This window comes from Flavobacterium erigeronis, from assembly GCF_054075165.1.
Genome location: NZ_JBSKGP010000001.1, coordinates 317,610 through 335,261, shown reverse-complemented (window position 1 = coordinate 335,261; position 17,652 = coordinate 317,610). Strand labels below are relative to the sequence as shown.

Genomic DNA, 17,652 nt, shown 5'->3' with positions numbered 1-17,652 from the left:
CGTGGCTATTCTTAAACTTTATATTTTGTCTGGATTATCAGAGATAATTCCGTTTACGTTGTAACTTTTTACTTTTTGAATGTCTTCTTCGGAATTTACTGTCCAAGGGAAAACTTGGAAACCTTTTTCCTGAATGGTTTTTGTATTTTCTTTATTCAATAACTGAAAATCAGGATGAATAGCATATGCTTTTATACTTTCGGCGAAAGCCAAAGCAGATTGAATATCTTCTTCTGTTAAAACACCAATTAAAATGTTTGGATTTAGATTGTGAACTTCTTCTAAAGCGTTCCAGTCAAAACTTGAAATGATAAAATGTTCGTATTTCCAGCCTTTTTTAGAAATATATTCTTCAATTAACGAAACAACTTGTTTTGAAGTATCGGCATTTTTTAGCTCAACATTGATGAAACATTTTTTGTCGACTAAATCAAAAACTTCGTTTAGAGTTGGAATTTGAAGTGTATCAGCGATTCGAAATGACTTTAATTCAGCTAAAGTATAAGTATTGATTTCACCTTTTCCGTTGGTCATTTTATCGATGGTTTCGTCATGCATTACGATAATATGTCCGTCAGCACTTAGGTGAACATCGAGTTCGATTCCGTCTGCATTTAGATCTAAAGCTTTTTGGAAAGCCTGAAGAGTATTTTCGGGTTCGTATGCTTTTGCACCTCTATGAGCTATTTTTAGCATTTGCGAGTGTTTTTTTTCTAACCGCAAAGGTCGCAAAGATTTACGCAAAGGTCGCAATGAATTTTAAAAAAAATAAAAACCACAAATTTCGCAAATTTTCACAAATTAGATAAGATAAATTAATTTGTGAAAATTTGTGAAATTTGTGGCAAAAAAACTTTGCGCGCTTTGCGTAGATCTTTGTGTGCTTTGCGGTTAAGTTTAAATCTTTTCTAATAAAACAATTCCATATTCGCTATCAATAGTTACTTTTCCATCAATGACTTCAGCTTCTTTATCAGAAAAGGAGTCTTTTAATTTGGTTCCGTTTTCGAAAATGGAGTTTACAGGAAGTTCTTTTTTACCTTCAGGTAAATCTAAACCGATGATTACTTTATCTGTAAAATTGCCGTTAGTATAAGTTCTTGAAAACAAGTAATGTTTGCTTTCAATTTTAGAATGAATTCCAGCGCCAACTGCAGGATGATTTCTTCTGAACTGCCCTAATTTCTGCCAGTGCCAAAGCATTCGCTTCGTATCTGCATTGTTTTGAATATCATCCCAATTCATGTTCGAACGTAAAGTCGCGTCGCCTTGAGTTCCTTCTATAACCAAAGAACGATTCGATTCGTCTCCGTAATAAACCTGTGACATTCCAGGAGAAAGTAAAAGCTTAGTTCCTGCTTCAAAACCTTTTACACGATTGGCATCAAAAGGCTGGCCGTCGTCGTGAGAAGACGTATAATTAAGAACTGAATAACCTTTTAATTCGTTGTTTAAAGCATTCGAATATTTCGAGAATAAAGTTTCATAATCGCTTTGAGCAGCATTCCATTTAAATTCAAAATTGATCATGCTGTTGAAACCGTTCTGGAAATAATTAACTTTTCTATCTCCAAAATCATACTCCTGTCCGCCACTGATTCCGTAGCCGTAAACTTCAGCAATCGTATAAAACGGGTTTTGATCTAAAACCTGAAGCGGATGGTTCTGCTTCCAATTCGCGAAAGCGTAATCACATTCTTTTTTGAAATCGGCCCAAACGCCTTCTTCGGTATGTTTTACAGTATCAGCACGGTAACCGTCAATTCCGAATTCTGTAATATAATCAGTAAGCCATTTTATAATGTAATATTTCGGACTTCTAGGATAACCTGTTCTTTTGAAGAATTCATCAAGCGAAGCAATTTCTTTTTCGTAACGGCCTTCTTTTTTCCATTTTTCAATTAAAAGTGGTGGCAATTCTACATTTTGAGAACTTTCTGTTCTTACATCTGGAAGATTATCTACCAGCGTACACATGGTTGTATTTTCGAACGATTTATAATCGCAAACAATTCCCGTACGAACCCAGTCTGAAGGCCAAACAGGATCTTCTGAAGTTACGGGACCAGTGTGATTGATAACGCCGTCTAAAACGATTCTGATTCCGTGTTCGTGGGCTTTTTTAACCAAATTGGCTAAATCTTCTTTGGTTCCGAAATTGGGGTCAAGAGACGTCCAGTCTTTTGCCCAATAGCCGTGAAAACCGTAACTAAGTCCAGTTCCTTCATCAACGCCGTCGTGAATCTGTTCTACAATCGGCGTAAGCCAAATGGCATTGATTCCGAGTTTATCAAAATAACCCGATTCGATTTTTTTGGTAATTCCGATAATGTCACCGCCTTCAAATCCGCGGAGTTTTCCAGGAGTTTTGGTTCGGTTAAAATTAATGTCGTTGGATTTGTCTCCGTTGTAAAAACGATCTGTAAGTAAAAAATAAACATTTGCGCCTTCCCAAACGAAAGGTGTCTTTGAAGTATCTGTATTCATTGAAACTGATTTTGAGCCAGAACAACCCGTAATTATGAATACTAAAGATAGAAAAAGGAAAGTGTATTTTTTCATAAATATTTGATTTAACGAAGTATTAATAAAAAGAATAGCCACAGATTAAAAAGATTAGAATGATTTTTTAATCTGTGGCTAAAAATTTTAAACACATAGAGACATAGATTTTTTCCTTTCTAAATGAGAAGATCGAAAAATGACTCGTCATTTAACACATAGCTATGTGTATTGATGCTGAGTGAAACGACTTATTACGTTTCTATAAACTATGTTTCTATGTGTTAAGAAATTACTCCAATTCTAAAACCAAAGCCGATTTTGGTTCTAGAGTAATTTCAGAGCTTAAATCGAATGCTTTTCCTGAGATAACATCTTTTCCTGATTTGTAGTTTTTGATGTTTTCTTTAAAACGGTTTGTTTTTACAGTCTGTGGTTTTGCATTATTATTGAAAACTACCATAACCGTTTTACTATCTGTATATCTGAAATATACATAGGTGTTATTTTCAGGAATATAATGCGTCATTTTTCCAAAATGAACCGCTTCGTTTGTTTTTCTCCAATTGAATAATTTTGAAGTGAAATCAAAATAAGCTGCTTGTTGAGCTGTTCTGCCTGTCGCTGTGAAAGCATTGTTTTTGTCACCAGCCCAGCCGCCTGGAAAATCCTGACGAATATCGGCGTCACCTTTGCTTTTGTCACCGCCCATTCCAATTTCTGAACCGTAGTAAATCTGTGGAATTCCGCGAATAGTTGCCAATAAAGTCATTGCCAATTTGTATTTCGGAAGATCGTATTTGAACTTATCGTTCATACGATCTGTATCGTGATTTTCAGCAAAAACTAGAATGTTATTCGTGTCTGGATATAAAAAATCCATTGCAAAATTGTTGTAGAATTTAATCAATCCGTTGTCCCAGCTTGGTTCGTCTTCGTTGAAAGTTGACGTTACCTGGCTTTGAAGCGTAAAATCCATTACAGATGGAAGGTTTGAATTGTAATTCTCGATCGCTCCAATTTTACTGTCTTTTTGCCAAAAAGCTAAATTCGCCTGATTGTGCATCCAGATTTCACCTACGATATTAAAGTTCGGATATTCTGTAGTAATTGCTTTTGCCCAATTGGCCATTGCCGTTTTGTCTGAATAATTATAAGTGTCCACACGGAAACCGTCTAAGTTTGCAAATTCAATCCACCAAATAGCGTTTTGAGTTAAGTATTTTGCCACAAGCGGATTTCTTAAGTTCAAGTCTGGCATAGAAGGTACAAACCAGCCGTCAACACAAACTTCCTGATCTATTTTTGAAGCGTGAATATCTGTAATTACTTCACGTCTGTGGTGTGTTTGTGTGAAAGTTTCAAATTGGTTGAACCATGTTTTGGTTGGCATATCTTTCATCATCCAATGTGTGATTCCCCAGTGATTGGTTACGTAATCCATAACCAATTTCATGTTTTTTTTGTGCATTTCTGCAGATAAACGAGCGTAGTCATCGTTCGTTCCATAACGAGGATCGATTTTGTAAACATCAGATTGTCCGTAAGTATGGTAAGAATGCTGTTTGTCGTTGTCTTCGCATAAAGGCGTGCTCCAAATAGTCGTTGCACCAAGAGACGAGATATAATCTAAGTTTTTGATGATTCCTTCGATATCGCCGCCGTGACGTCCGCCTGGCTCTGCGCGGTTTCCTTTTTCTGTTAAATTAGCATCGCTGTCGTTTTTCGGATTTCCGTTAGCAAAACGATCTGGCATAATCAAGTACATTACATCTGATGCGTCGTAACTTTTTCTGTCAGCAGAATTGGCTCTTCTTTCTTTAAGAGAATATTTTTGTGTAAAAGCGACTTTGTTTTTCAATTTGAATGAAAAAGTAAGTTCTGATGCTTTAAGCTTTTGCGTGTCGATGGTGATGAAAACGTAGTTAGGGTTTTCTGTTTTTTCTACATTTTTAATCGCAACGTTGTTCGAAACAGAAGCTTCATATTGTGCAATGTTTTTTCCGTAGAACATAATCTGCAATTCCGGATTTTTCATTCCGGCGTACCAGAAAGGCGGTTCTACTTTTTGGATTTGCGCTTTCGCGGAAGCGGAAAACAACAAAACTAAAAGGATTAGTTTGTAGAATGTGTGGTTTGTTTTTTTGATGTTCATAACGTGAAGTTTTTAGTTTCCTGCAAGGTTTTCAAAACCTTGTAGGTATTCTAGAGAAAGTCTTTGGTATTATATAAACCTACAAGGTTTTGTCCCGACGCTTCGGGATTACAGGTTGTTTAAACTTTAGAACAAAGACAATCAGTCTTGAATTAAATCATATAAAAAAATGTAAGAACAAATAAGTTAAAACTGGGGAATTTCAAATTAAATGAACTTACATTTCTTATATGGTTATTTTAATTATTTATTTTCAATAATGCTTATCGCATAACCTCCTCCAGGAGCAGAAAGCTGTGATAATTTTGATTTACTTGTAACAGCAATTTTCTTGATGGTATAAGCCTGCGGATTTGTTTTGTAATGTGCATCTTTTGCATCAGCATAAATTGTAGCTGTGTATTTTTTGCCTTTTTCAAGGAAGCTGAAATCGATGTTTGAAGTACGAGCCGTTTCTCCGTTTACGTTTCCAACAAACCAGTTGTTTGTTCCTTTTGCTTTACGGGCAACCGTTATAAAATCTCCAGGCTCAGCCTCAATATATTTGCTTTCTGACCAGTCAACAGCCACATCTTTAATGAATTGGAATGCATCTGGAAAACGGTTGTAGTTTTCTGGAGTATCAGCAGCCATTTGTAATGGGCTGTACATTGTAACGTATAAAGCCAATTGATTACAGATTGTACTGTTTACATGTGATTTGTTCTCAGGATTCATTTTGCTGATATCCATTTCGAAGATTCCAGGCGTGTAATCCATTGGTCCACCAATTAATCTTGTAAATGGGATAACCGTAACGTGATTTGGTTTAGAACCTCCAAAAGCTTGGTATTCTGTTCCTCTTGCTGCTTCGTTTCCAATTAAGTTCGGATACGTTCTTGCAATTCCTGTTGGACGAACCGCTTCGTGAGCGTTCACCATAATTTTGTAATCAGCTGCTTTTTCGATAGCGTATTGGTAGTGATTTACAATCCATTGGCTGTAGTGGTTTTCGCCTCTTGGCAAAATATCTCCAACGTAACCGCTTTTTACAGCATCGTATCCGTTATCGTTCATGAATTTGTATGCAGCATCCATGTGGCGCTCGTAGTTACGAACAGATCCTGAAGTTTCGTGGTGCATGATGATTTTTACACCTTTAGATTTTGCATATTCGTGTAGTCCTTTCACATCAAAATCTGGGTAAGGCGTTACGAAATCAAAAACATAATCTTTAGAATGTCCAAACCAGTCTTCCCATCCTTCGTTCCAACCTTCAACCAAAACTGCGTCGAAACCATTTGCAGCAGCAAAATCAATGTATTTTTTTACGTTAGCATTGTTTGCTCCGTGTGTTCCGTTTGGTTTTGCTTTCGCGAAATCTGTAACTCCCAATTGAACTGTTGGATAATCGTTTGTGTAAGACCAAGAGCTTTTTCCTGTAATCATTTCCCACCAAACTCCGATGTATTTTACTGGTTTGATCCAAGAAGTGTTTTCGATTTTTGAAGGATCATTTAAGTTGTACGTCATTTTTGAAGCTAAGATTTCTCTAGCATCATCGCTTACGATAATTGTTCTCCAAGGAGAGTGATTTGGCGCTTGCATGTGTCCTTTATCTCCTTTTGCGTCTGGAGTTAACCAAGATTCGAAAACTAAGTTTTTATCATCTAAATTAAGGTGCATACAAGAATAGTCAATCAAAGCTGCTTCGTGCAGGTTGATGTAGATTCCGTCAGCAGATTTCATCATCAAAGAAGTCTGAACCCCTGTTGGTGAAAATGACTTTTGAGAAACGTTTGCTGTGTATGCTTTTTGAGATAAACCTCTAATTTCTGATAATTTAGATTTTGTATAATCGTATTCTTGAGTATCATAATCTCCTGGAATCCAGAAAGCTGTGTGATCTCCAGCCATAGCAAATTGAGATCTTTCTTCTTTTATTATAAAGTAAGTAAGATTCTTTTGTGCTGGGAATTCGTAACGGAAACCTAAACCGTCATCAAACAAACGAAAACGGATTACGATTTGTCTGTCTGTACTTTTTTGGTTTAAAGTAACCGCCAATTCATTATAATGATTTCTAATTTGATCTACTTCACCCCAAACCGGCTTCCAAGTTTCATCAAAAGTTGAAGTTTTAGTATCAGCAATTGTAAAGTCATTCAACAAAGATTTTTTATCATCTTTCAGTTCAAGGCCTAGTTTACTGGTTTTTACAACTTCTTTGTTTTTGTATTTTAAATTGTAAGTTGGAGTTCCGTCGCTTTGAAGCGAAAATTCCATTACGAACTTTCCTTCGGGAGATTTTAATTGTTGCGCTTTAGCGATTGTGCTAGCCGCAAACAAGATTAAACTTGCGAAAAATAAGTTTTTCATGTTTTTTTGATTTTAGAAATATTAATTAATTGAAGCAGGTTTTTCTGCTGTTATCGGTTTCCCGTTTACGATAATCGTTAAATCCTGATCGCCGTCTACGGTAAAATTAGTTTCGTCATGATTTACAGAAACCTTTAAAATCTGGTTTCTGAAATTGATTTTAAATGAATAGCCTTTCCATTCTTTAGGGATTTTTGGAGAGAAATGAAGCTGGTCATTTTTAACACGCATTCCGCCAAAACCTTCTACAATGCTCATCCAAGTTCCAGCCATTGAGGTAATGTGACAGCCTTCTTCTACTTCTTTATTGTAATCATCTAAGTCCAGACGAGAAGTTCTTAAATAGAAAGTATATGCCATGTCCATTTTATCTAAAACAGCAGCTTGAATTGAGTGCACACAAGGGGAAAGTGAGCTCTCGTGAACCGTAAATGATTCGTAAAATTCAAAATTACGTTTTAATTCTTCTTTAGAAAAATGATCTTCGAAAAAATAAAAACCTTGCAAAACATCGGCTTGCTTAATATATGGCGAACGTAAAACGCGATCCCAAGACCATTTTTGATTAATAGGACGCTGCGATTTATCTAAATCTTTAACAGGAACTAAATCTTTGTCTAAGAAACCGTCTTGCTGTAAATAGATTCCAAGTTCTTCAGAAATAGGGAAGTACATGTCGTCTGCCACTTTTTTCCATTCTTTAATTTCTTCTGAAGAAAGCGTTACTTTTTCTAAAATTCTTTTATGATCTGAAGGATATTCTTTGGCTACTTTTTCTATTTGTTCTGAAGCAAAATCGATACACCATTTTGCAATATAATTGGTGTAGAAATTATTGTTGATGTTGTTTTCGTATTCATTTGGACCTGTTACGCCCAGAATCACATATTGATTTTTATCTTTAGAAAAAGATGCTCTCTGATGCCAGAAACGTGCAATTCCGATTAGAACTTCTAATCCTTTTTCTGGAATATAAGAGTAATCTCCTGTGTAACGGTTGTAGTTGTAAATGGCAAAAGCAATCGCTCCATTTCTGTGGATTTCTTCATGCGTGATTTCCCATTCGTTATGGCATTCTTCACCATTCATGGTTACCATCGGATAAAGAGCAGCGCCGTTTTTGAAACCTAAATTATCTTTAGCATTTTCAATCGCTTTATCCAATTGGTTGTAACGATACGTCAATAAGTTTCTTGCAACTTGCTGATCTTTTGTCGCCATGTAAAACGGAATACAATACGCCTCAGTGTCCCAATAAGTTGATCCGCCGTATTTTTCTCCTGTAAATCCTTTTGGACCAATATTCAAACGAGAATCTTTTCCTGAGTAGGTTTGGTTCAATTGGAAAATATTGAAACGAATTCCCTGCTGTGCCTTAACATCACCTTCAATTGTAATGTCTGACATTTCCCAGATTTTTGCCCAAGCATCAATTTGGTTTTGAAGCAAAGTTTCGTACCCTAAAGCAACTGCAGATTTAATTACTTTTTCGGCACCAGCCAAAGTATTTTCGTGGTTTAAAGAAACCGTATAACCTCCAATTTTCTGAATCGTTGAGGTTTGTCCTTTTGCGATAATAGTTCCGTAAGTGTACTGAACTTTATCTGTTGTTGAATCGATTGTTGACGGAGAAACGTTGATATTTTCACCATTTGCCAAAATCGTATTGTGCATGAAAGTCGTAACTTTAAAATGCGTTTTGAAAGTTTGAGCAGTTACAAAAGCTTCGTTTGTTCCTTTTTTAACTTCAAGCGGTTCCCAGAATTTTTCTTCCCAGTTCGCATCTTCATTGGTAACTCCAGCATCGATATACGGTTTGTAAACGATTTTTGCATCTTTGTTTAAAGGCGTAATGTCGTATTTAATTACTCCCGCTTCGTCTAAATCCATTGAAAGAAAACGACGGATGTTTATCGCGATTTCAGTTCCGTTTTTCAGTACAGCTTCAAAAGAACGATTGTACCATCCTTCTTTCATATTCAATTCTCTGCGGAAATTTCTAACTTCTGTACAATTGTGTAAATCAAGGTTTTCTTCGTTGATTTCTACATCAATTCCAATCCAGTTAGGCGCATTCAAAACTTTCGCAAAATACTTCGGATAACCGTTTTTCCACCAGCCCACTTTTGTTTTGTCTGGATAGTAAATACCTGCAATATAGCTTCCTTGGAAAGTTTCTCCAGAATATGTCTCTTCAAAATTCGCACGCTGTCCCATAGCGCCGTTTCCGATGCTGAAAAGACTTTCAGACGATTTTACTCTTTCAGCATCAAATCCTTCTTCTATTACGGACCAATTGTCTGGTTTTATATAATCTTGATTCATTTGTTTAATTAGATAATTGGGCAATGTGTCAATTAGATAATTTGTCAATTGGGATAATTGGATAATTATTTTTTTTGACTTTTATTCTATTGAATTGCTGTTGTTTTACATTTTTTTTAATTGAGACAATTCGTCAATTAGGTAATTAGATAATTCGTTTGTGGAGAAATTATCTAATTATCAAATTTTCTCATTATCTAATTAGTTCCTCAATAAAGCTTGTTTCGATTTGGGTAAAATCTTTAAAAATATGATCAGCTTCATGTAAAATTGTTTCCTCACCAATTCCCACACTTACCATTTCTGCGATATTTGCTGCCTGAATTCCGGCAACAGAATCTTCAAATACAATTGAATTTTTTGGATCAATGTTTAATAATTGAGCCGCTTTTAAGAAAACTTCAGGATCTGGTTTTGCATTGGTGACGTCGTTTCCGTCAACAATAACATCGAAGTAAGATAGAACCCCTGTTTTTTCTAGAATTGGTCTTGCATTTTTGCTGGCAGAACCTAATGCAATTCCTTGATTTTTATCTTTTAATAGTTTTAGAATTTTTAAAACTCCTGGAAGAACCTCACTTTCATCCATGTCAACTAAATAAGATAGGTAATCTTCATTTTTTTGAATTAGCCATTTGTCTTTGTCTTCTTGAGAAGCTTGAACATTGCCTAATCCGAGAATTATATCTAGCGAACGAACTCGGCTCACGCCTTTTAAAAGTTCGTTATGTTCGTGGGTAAAATTTATATTTAATGACTGAGCGATTTTCTGCCAAGCCAAAAAGTGGTATTTGGCGGTGTCTACAATTACGCCGTCAAGGTCGAATATAAATGCCTTTTTGTTCATTTTAGGGGGAATTATTCTTAAATTATGATTTTTTAGAAAAGTCGTCTACGTCTTTTACTTTAGAAACTAAAGCGGCAGCAATTAGAAAGCTTACACCACTTGTAACCAAAGCATAAATGGCATCTCCGTTGTAAAGATATTTTACAATTGGACCTCCAATTAACGCATTTACAATTTGCGGAATAACAACAAAGAAGTTGAAGATTCCCATGTAAACACCCATTTTTTTAGGAGTAATAGATCCAGCTAAAATAGCGTATGGCATTGCCAAAATACTTGCCCAAGCAACTCCAATTAAGATCATTGGAAGTACAACCCAGTCTTCATTTGGCATGAAATAGATGGAAATTAATCCAATTCCTCCAATAATCAATGAAAGTGAATGTGTTGCTTTTCGACCAATTTTTTTAGCGATGTACGGTAAGAAAAACAAAGCGACAATAGCAGAAACTAAGTTGTAAACACCAAATAAAATTCCGACCCAGTCACCCGCATCTTGATATTGCTGGCTAGAAGTGTCATTTAATGGTAACCCATAGATATGGTGCGCTATGGCTGGAGTTGTAAAAACCCACATTCCGAATAAACCAAACCAAGAAAAGAATTGCACCCAGCTAAGCTGACGCATGGTTAATGGCATTTTTGCAAAATCGGTAAAGATGTCTGTAATTTTTGATTTTTCTTCAGAATCAGAAATCACTTCATTTTGCGGATCTTCGAATCTTGCCAATTCTTCAGGCGAATATTCTTTGGTTGTGAATAAAGTTACTAAGATCGAACCAATTAAAACCGCTGCTCCAATGATAAAGGACAAAGTCAGATTTAACGGAACACTTCCTGGAACTGTGCTGTTTGGCACGCCAAAATATTTCGTTAAAACGTAGGGTAATGCTGAACCAATTACGGCTCCAAAACCAATTAATGAAGTTTGGATACTAAATCCCGCAGTACGCTGATCTGTTCTTAAATTGTCGCCAACAAGTGCACGGAAAGGCTCCATGGCAATGTTGAAAGAAGCATCCATAATCATTAGCATTCCTGCTCCAACCCACAGAGCGGGAAGTACAGAAATGAAAATGTTGGCTTGTGGCATTAAAATTAATCCCACTGAAGCTAAAACGGCTCCTACTAAAAAGAAAGGTTTTCGTCTGCCGAATTTTCCCCAAGTTTTGTCGCTATAATGACCAATAATAGGCTGTACTATCAATCCCATAAGAGGAGCAATAATCCAGAACCACGAAAGTTCATGTACGTCGGCACCAAAAATTTGAAGAATTCTGCTGGCATTTGCATTCTGAAGTGCAAACCCCATTTGTATTCCTAAGAAGCCGAAACTCATGTTCCAAATTTCCCAGAAACTTAATTTACGCTTTTCCATTATCGTAATTTGTGAAAAATTATACGATAAGCGCTTTGCTTATCAAAACTTACTGTTTTTTCGAAGTAAAAGTAAAAGCCTTGACGGGCGTAAAAGTATAAATTATTTTTTTATTTATGCTAATAAAAAAGCCATAAATATTTTTTATGGCTTTGGAATAGATTGATTTTAAGAAAATTAGTCAGTAGATTCTCTTTTAATGAGGTGTGTTTCTATCACTTCTGTAGTGTAATTTTCAGTATGTTCTTCGTCGTCATCTTCTTCGGCTTCGAGTCTTTCAATAAGCATTTTCGCTGCTTTATTACCCATTTTTTCGCCACTTTGACTAACAGTTGTGATAGTCGGAGTAGAGTATTTTGAAATGATTCCGTCAGTAAAAGCAATTACAGCTAAATCTTCAGGAACTTTCAATCCCATTTTGTTTGCTGTTTTGATAATGGTTACAGCAAAAAGCTCGTTTACAGCAAAAACAGCATCAAAAGCTCTTTCATGTAAAAGCTGACTGATCGTTATTTCGCAAGTTTCTACATCTTCAATTTTAATAATAAGTTCTTCATTAAAAGGTAGTCCATTGTCTAATAATGCTTTTTCGTAGCCGTCAGTTCTCAGTTTTCCAACACTTACATAATCGACTGTAGTTACTAGAGCAATCTTCTTTCTGCCATTGTCAATTAAACTTTGAACGGCTTCATAAGCAGCAGATTTATCATCAATAATTACTTTATCGCATAATATATCGTTGGTAACACGGTCAAACATTACTACAGGCATTCCCTGATTGATCACTTCGGTAATATGATGGAAGTCGCCTTTGTATTGTGTTTCTTTAGACAGAGACATGATAAAACCATCTATACTTCCGTTGGCCAGCATCTCCATGTTTAAAACTTCTTTGTCAAAAGAATCGTCTGATACACAGATTACTACGCTGTATCCGTATTCATTTGCGACTTGCTCGACTCCGTTGATAACGGTAGAGAAAAAGTAGTGTACAATTTCGGGAATAATGATTCCTATACTCTTCGTTTTTCGGTTTTTTAAACTGAGAGCAATATTGTTTGGTTTGTAGTTGTAAAACTTCGCAAAAGCCTGCACTTTTAGTCGTGTTTCTTCGCCAATTTCAAGACTGTTTCTAAGTGATTTTGAGACAGTTGAGATAGACACGTCAAGCTCCTTTGCAATCTGTTTTAAGGTTATTTTGCGTTTCATGGTTTTATTTGAAAAAAATCTAATTATTAATAAAGGTATCTAATATTTTTAGAATTGATAATTTTTGACTGAAAAGATTACAAAATATAGAAAGTTTTCAACACTACCACGTTTTCGTAACGCATAATAAATTGCCTCTGGTCGAGCATGTTAATAAATTCATAATTTTGAAATTCGAAGTAAAATTAAAAACTTAACTAACGTTCAAAAACTCAAAACTAATTTAAACAAAAAGTATGAAAACAATTTACAAAAAGTTGTTATTTTTATTCCTATTGTTGCCTTTTACAGTGTTGGCTCAGAACACTTTAAAAGGGACTGTTGTTGACAAAACAACAGGTCAGCCAATACCAGGGGTAAATGTAAATGTACAAGGTGCTCCAAACGGTGCATCAACTGGATTTGATGGAAATTACCAGCTATCAAATGTTAAAAACGGTAACAAAATCGTTGTTTCTTTCATTGGATACAAAACGGAAACAATTGAATACACTGGTCAAAAAACATTAAATGTTTCTTTAGAAGAAGACACAAATCAGCTTAAAGAAGTTGTGGTGCAAGTTGGTTACGGTACTGTGAAGAAAAAAGACGCAACAGGATCTGTTTCTCAAATTTCTGCTAAAGAATTTAATAAAGGTATCAACGTAACTCCAGAAACATTAATCAGCGGACGTATTGCTGGTGTTAATGTAGTTGGAGGAGGAGCTCCAGGTGCAAAAGCAGATATTAGAATTCGTGGAGGATCTTCTTTAAGTGCTTCTAACGAGCCTTTAATTGTAATTGATGGACTTCCTATGAGTAATGCGGTTCCTAGTGGAGCAACTAGTATTTTATCTACAATTGATCCAAACGATATTGAGTCATTTACAGTTTTAAAAGATGCATCTGCAGCTGCAATTTATGGTTCTCGTGCTGCAAATGGTGTAATTGTAATCACTACTAAAAAAGGAACAAAAGGTGGCGTAAAAGTAAACTTTAACTCTCAAGTTGGTATCAATACAGTTGCTAATACAGTAGATGTTTTAAGTGCAGATCAATATCGTGCTCTTGTAAACGCAAATGGTACGCCAGCTCAAAAAGCTTTATTAGGTACAGCAAATACAAATTGGCAAGATGAAATTTTCCATACAGCTTTAACAACAAACAATAACGTCTCAGTAAGTGGGTCATTATTTAATAAACTTCCAGTGCGTTTATCTGTTGGAAATGTTGATAATCCTGGAATCTTAAGAAACACTTCTTTTGAAAGAACTACGACATCGTTATCGTTAAATCCAGTTTTATTTGACAATCATTTAAAAATTGATATAACAGGAAATTTAGCTTTTGGTAAAAATCAATTCCAAAATGAAGGAGCAGCAATTAGCAGTGCTATTATATTTGATCCGACACAGCCAGTTTACCAAGAAGGTTCTCGTTATGGAGGATACTTCGAGTGGTTGGAAGCAAATGGAAATGTGCCGTTATTGCCAGCAAGAAACCCTGTTGCAAGAATAAATCAAGAGGATAGAAGAGCAACTTCTACAAGAAAATGGGGTAACATTAGATTAGATTATAAATTCCATTTCTTTGAAGATTTAAGAATCGTTGCAGAAGCAGGTATTGATAAATTTGATAGTGATGGTTACAATGCTATTAGCACAGAAAGTATTTTAGGATACCAACCTAATTCATTTGATAAAGGTAACTGGGTAAACTTAGGTGGATACACTCACTATACAGACAATCGTCAGAACAAAAACTTAAATACATACTTTAATTATACTAAAGATATTGGTAAGTTTAAAATTGATGCAACAGCTGGTTACAACTATCAGTTATTCCAGAGAGAAGGATTCAATTCTGGAGACATCAAACAGCCAAATCCGCCTGCGGATGTTACGACTGATCCAGATATCAATTTGCAATCATATTTTGGACGTGTAAATTTAGGATATGACAGTAGATATTTATTGACTGTTAACTACAGAAGAGACGGAACTTCTCGTTTCTCTAAAGAAAACAGATGGGGTAACTTTGCCGGAGGTGCTTTTGCATGGAATTTGGCAGAAGAAGCATTCTTGAAAGATAATCAAACTTTATCTAGCTTAAAATTAAGAGTTGGATACGGAACTACTGGTCAGCAGGATATTCCGCCAGCATACGATTTCTTAAGAAGGGTGACTTTTGGAACATTGAATACTCAATATATGTTTGATGGTGTTATTTACAGAGCTGCAAGGCCAGAAGGATACAATGAAGATATTAAATGGGAGGATTTAGCTGAGATGAATATTGGAGTAGATTTTGGATTCTTTAATGAAAGATTGACTGGATCTATCAACTATTTTGATAAAAAATCTAGCGACTTATTAGCAGATATTCCAGTTCCAGATGGAGCTAACATTCGTAACCAAGGATATAGCAATATTGGAAGTGTTAGAACTAAAGGGGTTGAATTCAGCGTTCAATCAGACATCATCAAAAATGATAAATTAACATGGAATGTTGCAGCTAACGTAACCTATATTGATCAAAAAATATCTGATTTAGGAGTTACAGTTCCTGGATTCCAAGGATATATTACAGGAGATGTAATTGCTGGTGGTACAGGAAATCAGGTGTTAATTCACTCTGAGGGATATGCTCCAAATTCATTCTTTGTATTTGAGCAATTATATGATGAAAACAAAAGACCTATTCAAGGTGCTTATGCAGACAGAAATGGTGACGGAGCGATTACAGATGCTGACCGTTATAAATATCATAAACCAACGGCAGATTATACTTTCGGATTGTATTCTACTTTGAATTATAAAAAATTTGATTTCACAATGAACTGGAGAGCTAGTTTAGGAAATTACATTTTCGATAACGTAAGTTCTGATAAAGGATATTTGCAAGCTGGTTTAAGAAGAGATTCAGACCTTGCTAATATCACGACTGATTATTATAATACAGGTTTTACAACTGAAAGTAATAATAATGGAACACAGCGTAATTACTCAAATTACTATGTGAAAGATGCTTCTTTCATCAAGTTAGATAACATTGTAGTAGGATATACATTTGATAAATCATTATTAAAAGCAGCTTCATTAAGATTTACTGCTGGAGTTCAAAATGTTTTTGTACTTACAAAATACAATGGTTTAGATCCTGAAAAATTCAACGGAATAGATAACAATGTTTATCCGAGACCGAGAACATTCTTGTTTGGAGTAAATGCGAACTTCTAATAGTACATTGAAAATTAAATTTAAAAAATAACAAAATGAAAATATCATTTAAATATATATCTTATTTCTTCCTATTTATTTTAGGAATAAGTATGACGCTTACTTCGTGTACTGACGATTTAAACGTGACGCCAAAGGATGATGATGAGTTTCTTTCTGATGCATTTTTTCAAGATCCAGCATCATACAAACAAGTATTAGCGAAGTTGTATGCAGGATTGTATGTAGGAGGAAATGATGGTGACGGTCAAGCAGATATTGCTGGTCTTGGAGGAGATTTCAGTAGTTATTTACGACTAATGTTTGTTACTCAGGAATTCCCAACAGATGAGGCAATTGTGGCTTGGTCTGATGACGGTTTGCCAGCTATAAATGGACAAAAATGGAGCCCGAGTAATCAGTTTTTGTATGGAATTTTTTCACGCGCTTTTTATGAAATCAGTGTTGCGAATGAATTTTTAAGACAAACTACAGATGAAAAACTAGAAGCAAGAGGTGTTGATGCAAATCTAAAAGCAGAAGTAACTACTTTAAGAGCAGAAGCACGTTTTTTAAGAGCTTTTTCTTATGTTAATTTGATGGACTTATTTGGAAATGTGCCAATTACTACAGAAAAAGATCCAGTTGGATACTATTTTCCAGAACAAAAAACAAGAGCAGAAGTTTTTGCTTTTGTAGAGTCAGAATTAAAAGATATGGATGCTACTTTAGCAGCTTCTGGATCTAATGAGTATGGTAGAGTTGATAAAATAGCGGCTAAATTTTTATTGGCACAGATTTATCTAAATTCTAAAGTTTATACAGGAACAGAAAGATACAATGAAGTAGCTACATTATGTAACGAGATTACTAGTTCTACTTATACTTTTGCAAATGTTCCTTACCGCTATATATTTTCTGCGGATAATAATAGAAATGGTGCACAAACTGAAGTTATTTTCCCAGTTGTTGGAGATGGAAATGCAATTAGAGCAATCGGTGGAGGTATGAGTTTTATTCTACACGCATCTATTGGAGGAAAAATGGCTAGTGCAGATCAAGGAATGGACGGTGGCTGGTCAGGAATTAGAACAAGACCAGAATTTGTACAATTATTTCCTGACGTAAATGCGGCGGCTGATAAAAGAGGCACATTCTTTACGGATGGACAAACTTTGGATATAGCTGATTACGGAGTATTTACCAACGGTTATGCGGTTACAAAATTTACAAATGTAAATTCTGATGGTTCTAAAGCACAAAGACCAGATATGCCAGACACAGATTTCCCTATGTACAGATTGTCAGATGTTTATTTAATGTACGCTGAAGCGACACTTAGAGGAGCAACTACAGGTAATATAGCAACAGCTTTAGAATATGTAAATAAAATTAGAGCAAGAGCTAGTGCAGGTCTTATTACAAATGCAGAATTAACATTAGACTTTCTTTTAGACGAGAGAGGACGTGAATTATTCTGGGAGTGTCATAGAAGAACAGATTTGATCCGTTTTGGTAAATTCACAGGATCATCTAAAATCTGGCAATGGAAAGGCGGTATTAAAAATGGTAGTGGTACTGACTCTTATAGAGATTTAATGCCTATTCCGTCAAGAGCTATTCAGGCAAACCCAACTTTACAACAAAATCCAGGATACTAACTAACCCTTATAAAAAATAA

Annotated in this window: 10 protein-coding genes; 2 read left to right on the top strand and 8 right to left on the bottom strand. The window is 35.4% G+C overall.

The window, feature by feature from the left end; genetic code table 11:
* Window positions 1-18: 18 nt before the first annotated feature.
* From ACWA1F_RS01355 to ACWA1F_RS01320, 8 genes are all read right to left on the bottom strand, one after another.
* Window positions 19-696: a glycerophosphodiester phosphodiesterase gene (locus ACWA1F_RS01355; RefSeq protein ID WP_456890992.1), complete on the bottom strand. Its 678-nt coding sequence runs from the start codon at window positions 694-696 to the stop codon at window positions 19-21.
* A 201-nt stretch (window positions 697-897) separates the two neighbouring features.
* A complete protein-coding gene (locus ACWA1F_RS01350; RefSeq protein ID WP_456890990.1) occupies window positions 898-2,562 on the bottom strand; it encodes an alpha-amylase family glycosyl hydrolase in 1,665 nt (554 codons plus the stop codon).
* A 232-nt stretch (window positions 2,563-2,794) separates the two neighbouring features.
* Window positions 2,795-4,657: a glycoside hydrolase family 13 protein gene (locus ACWA1F_RS01345; protein ID WP_456890988.1), complete on the bottom strand. Its 1,863-nt coding sequence runs from the start codon at window positions 4,655-4,657 to the stop codon at window positions 2,795-2,797.
* A gap of 243 nt (window positions 4,658-4,900) precedes the next feature.
* Window positions 4,901-7,015, bottom strand: coding sequence for a glycoside hydrolase family 97 protein (locus ACWA1F_RS01340; protein WP_456890986.1), 2,115 nt, complete (start codon window positions 7,013-7,015; stop codon window positions 4,901-4,903).
* 21 nt (window positions 7,016-7,036) lie between these two features.
* Window positions 7,037-9,340 carry a glycoside hydrolase family 65 protein gene (locus ACWA1F_RS01335; RefSeq protein WP_456890984.1) on the bottom strand — a complete coding sequence of 768 codons (2,304 nt, stop codon included), beginning with the start codon at window positions 9,338-9,340 and terminating at the stop codon, window positions 7,037-7,039.
* A gap of 193 nt (window positions 9,341-9,533) precedes the next feature.
* Window positions 9,534-10,187 carry a beta-phosphoglucomutase gene (pgmB, locus tag ACWA1F_RS01330; RefSeq protein ID WP_456890982.1) on the bottom strand — a complete coding sequence of 218 codons (654 nt, stop codon included), beginning with the start codon at window positions 10,185-10,187 and terminating at the stop codon, window positions 9,534-9,536.
* 22 nt (window positions 10,188-10,209) lie between these two features.
* Window positions 10,210-11,565, bottom strand: coding sequence for an MFS transporter (locus tag ACWA1F_RS01325; protein WP_456890980.1), 1,356 nt, complete (start codon window positions 11,563-11,565; stop codon window positions 10,210-10,212).
* A gap of 177 nt (window positions 11,566-11,742) precedes the next feature.
* Entirely contained in the window at window positions 11,743-12,774 is a 1,032-nt protein-coding gene (locus ACWA1F_RS01320; RefSeq protein ID WP_456890978.1) for a LacI family DNA-binding transcriptional regulator, read from the bottom strand.
* Between the two features lie 236 nt (window positions 12,775-13,010).
* Between ACWA1F_RS01320 and ACWA1F_RS01315 the strand changes: the two genes are divergently transcribed.
* Together ACWA1F_RS01315 and ACWA1F_RS01310 are read left to right on the top strand one after the other, a co-directional pair.
* Complete coding sequence (locus ACWA1F_RS01315) at window positions 13,011-15,992, top strand: SusC/RagA family TonB-linked outer membrane protein (protein WP_456890976.1); 2,982 nt, start codon at window positions 13,011-13,013, stop codon at window positions 15,990-15,992.
* A 35-nt stretch (window positions 15,993-16,027) separates the two neighbouring features.
* Window positions 16,028-17,632, top strand: coding sequence for a RagB/SusD family nutrient uptake outer membrane protein (locus ACWA1F_RS01310; RefSeq protein WP_456890974.1), 1,605 nt, complete (start codon window positions 16,028-16,030; stop codon window positions 17,630-17,632).
* Window positions 17,633-17,652 lie beyond the last annotated feature (20 nt).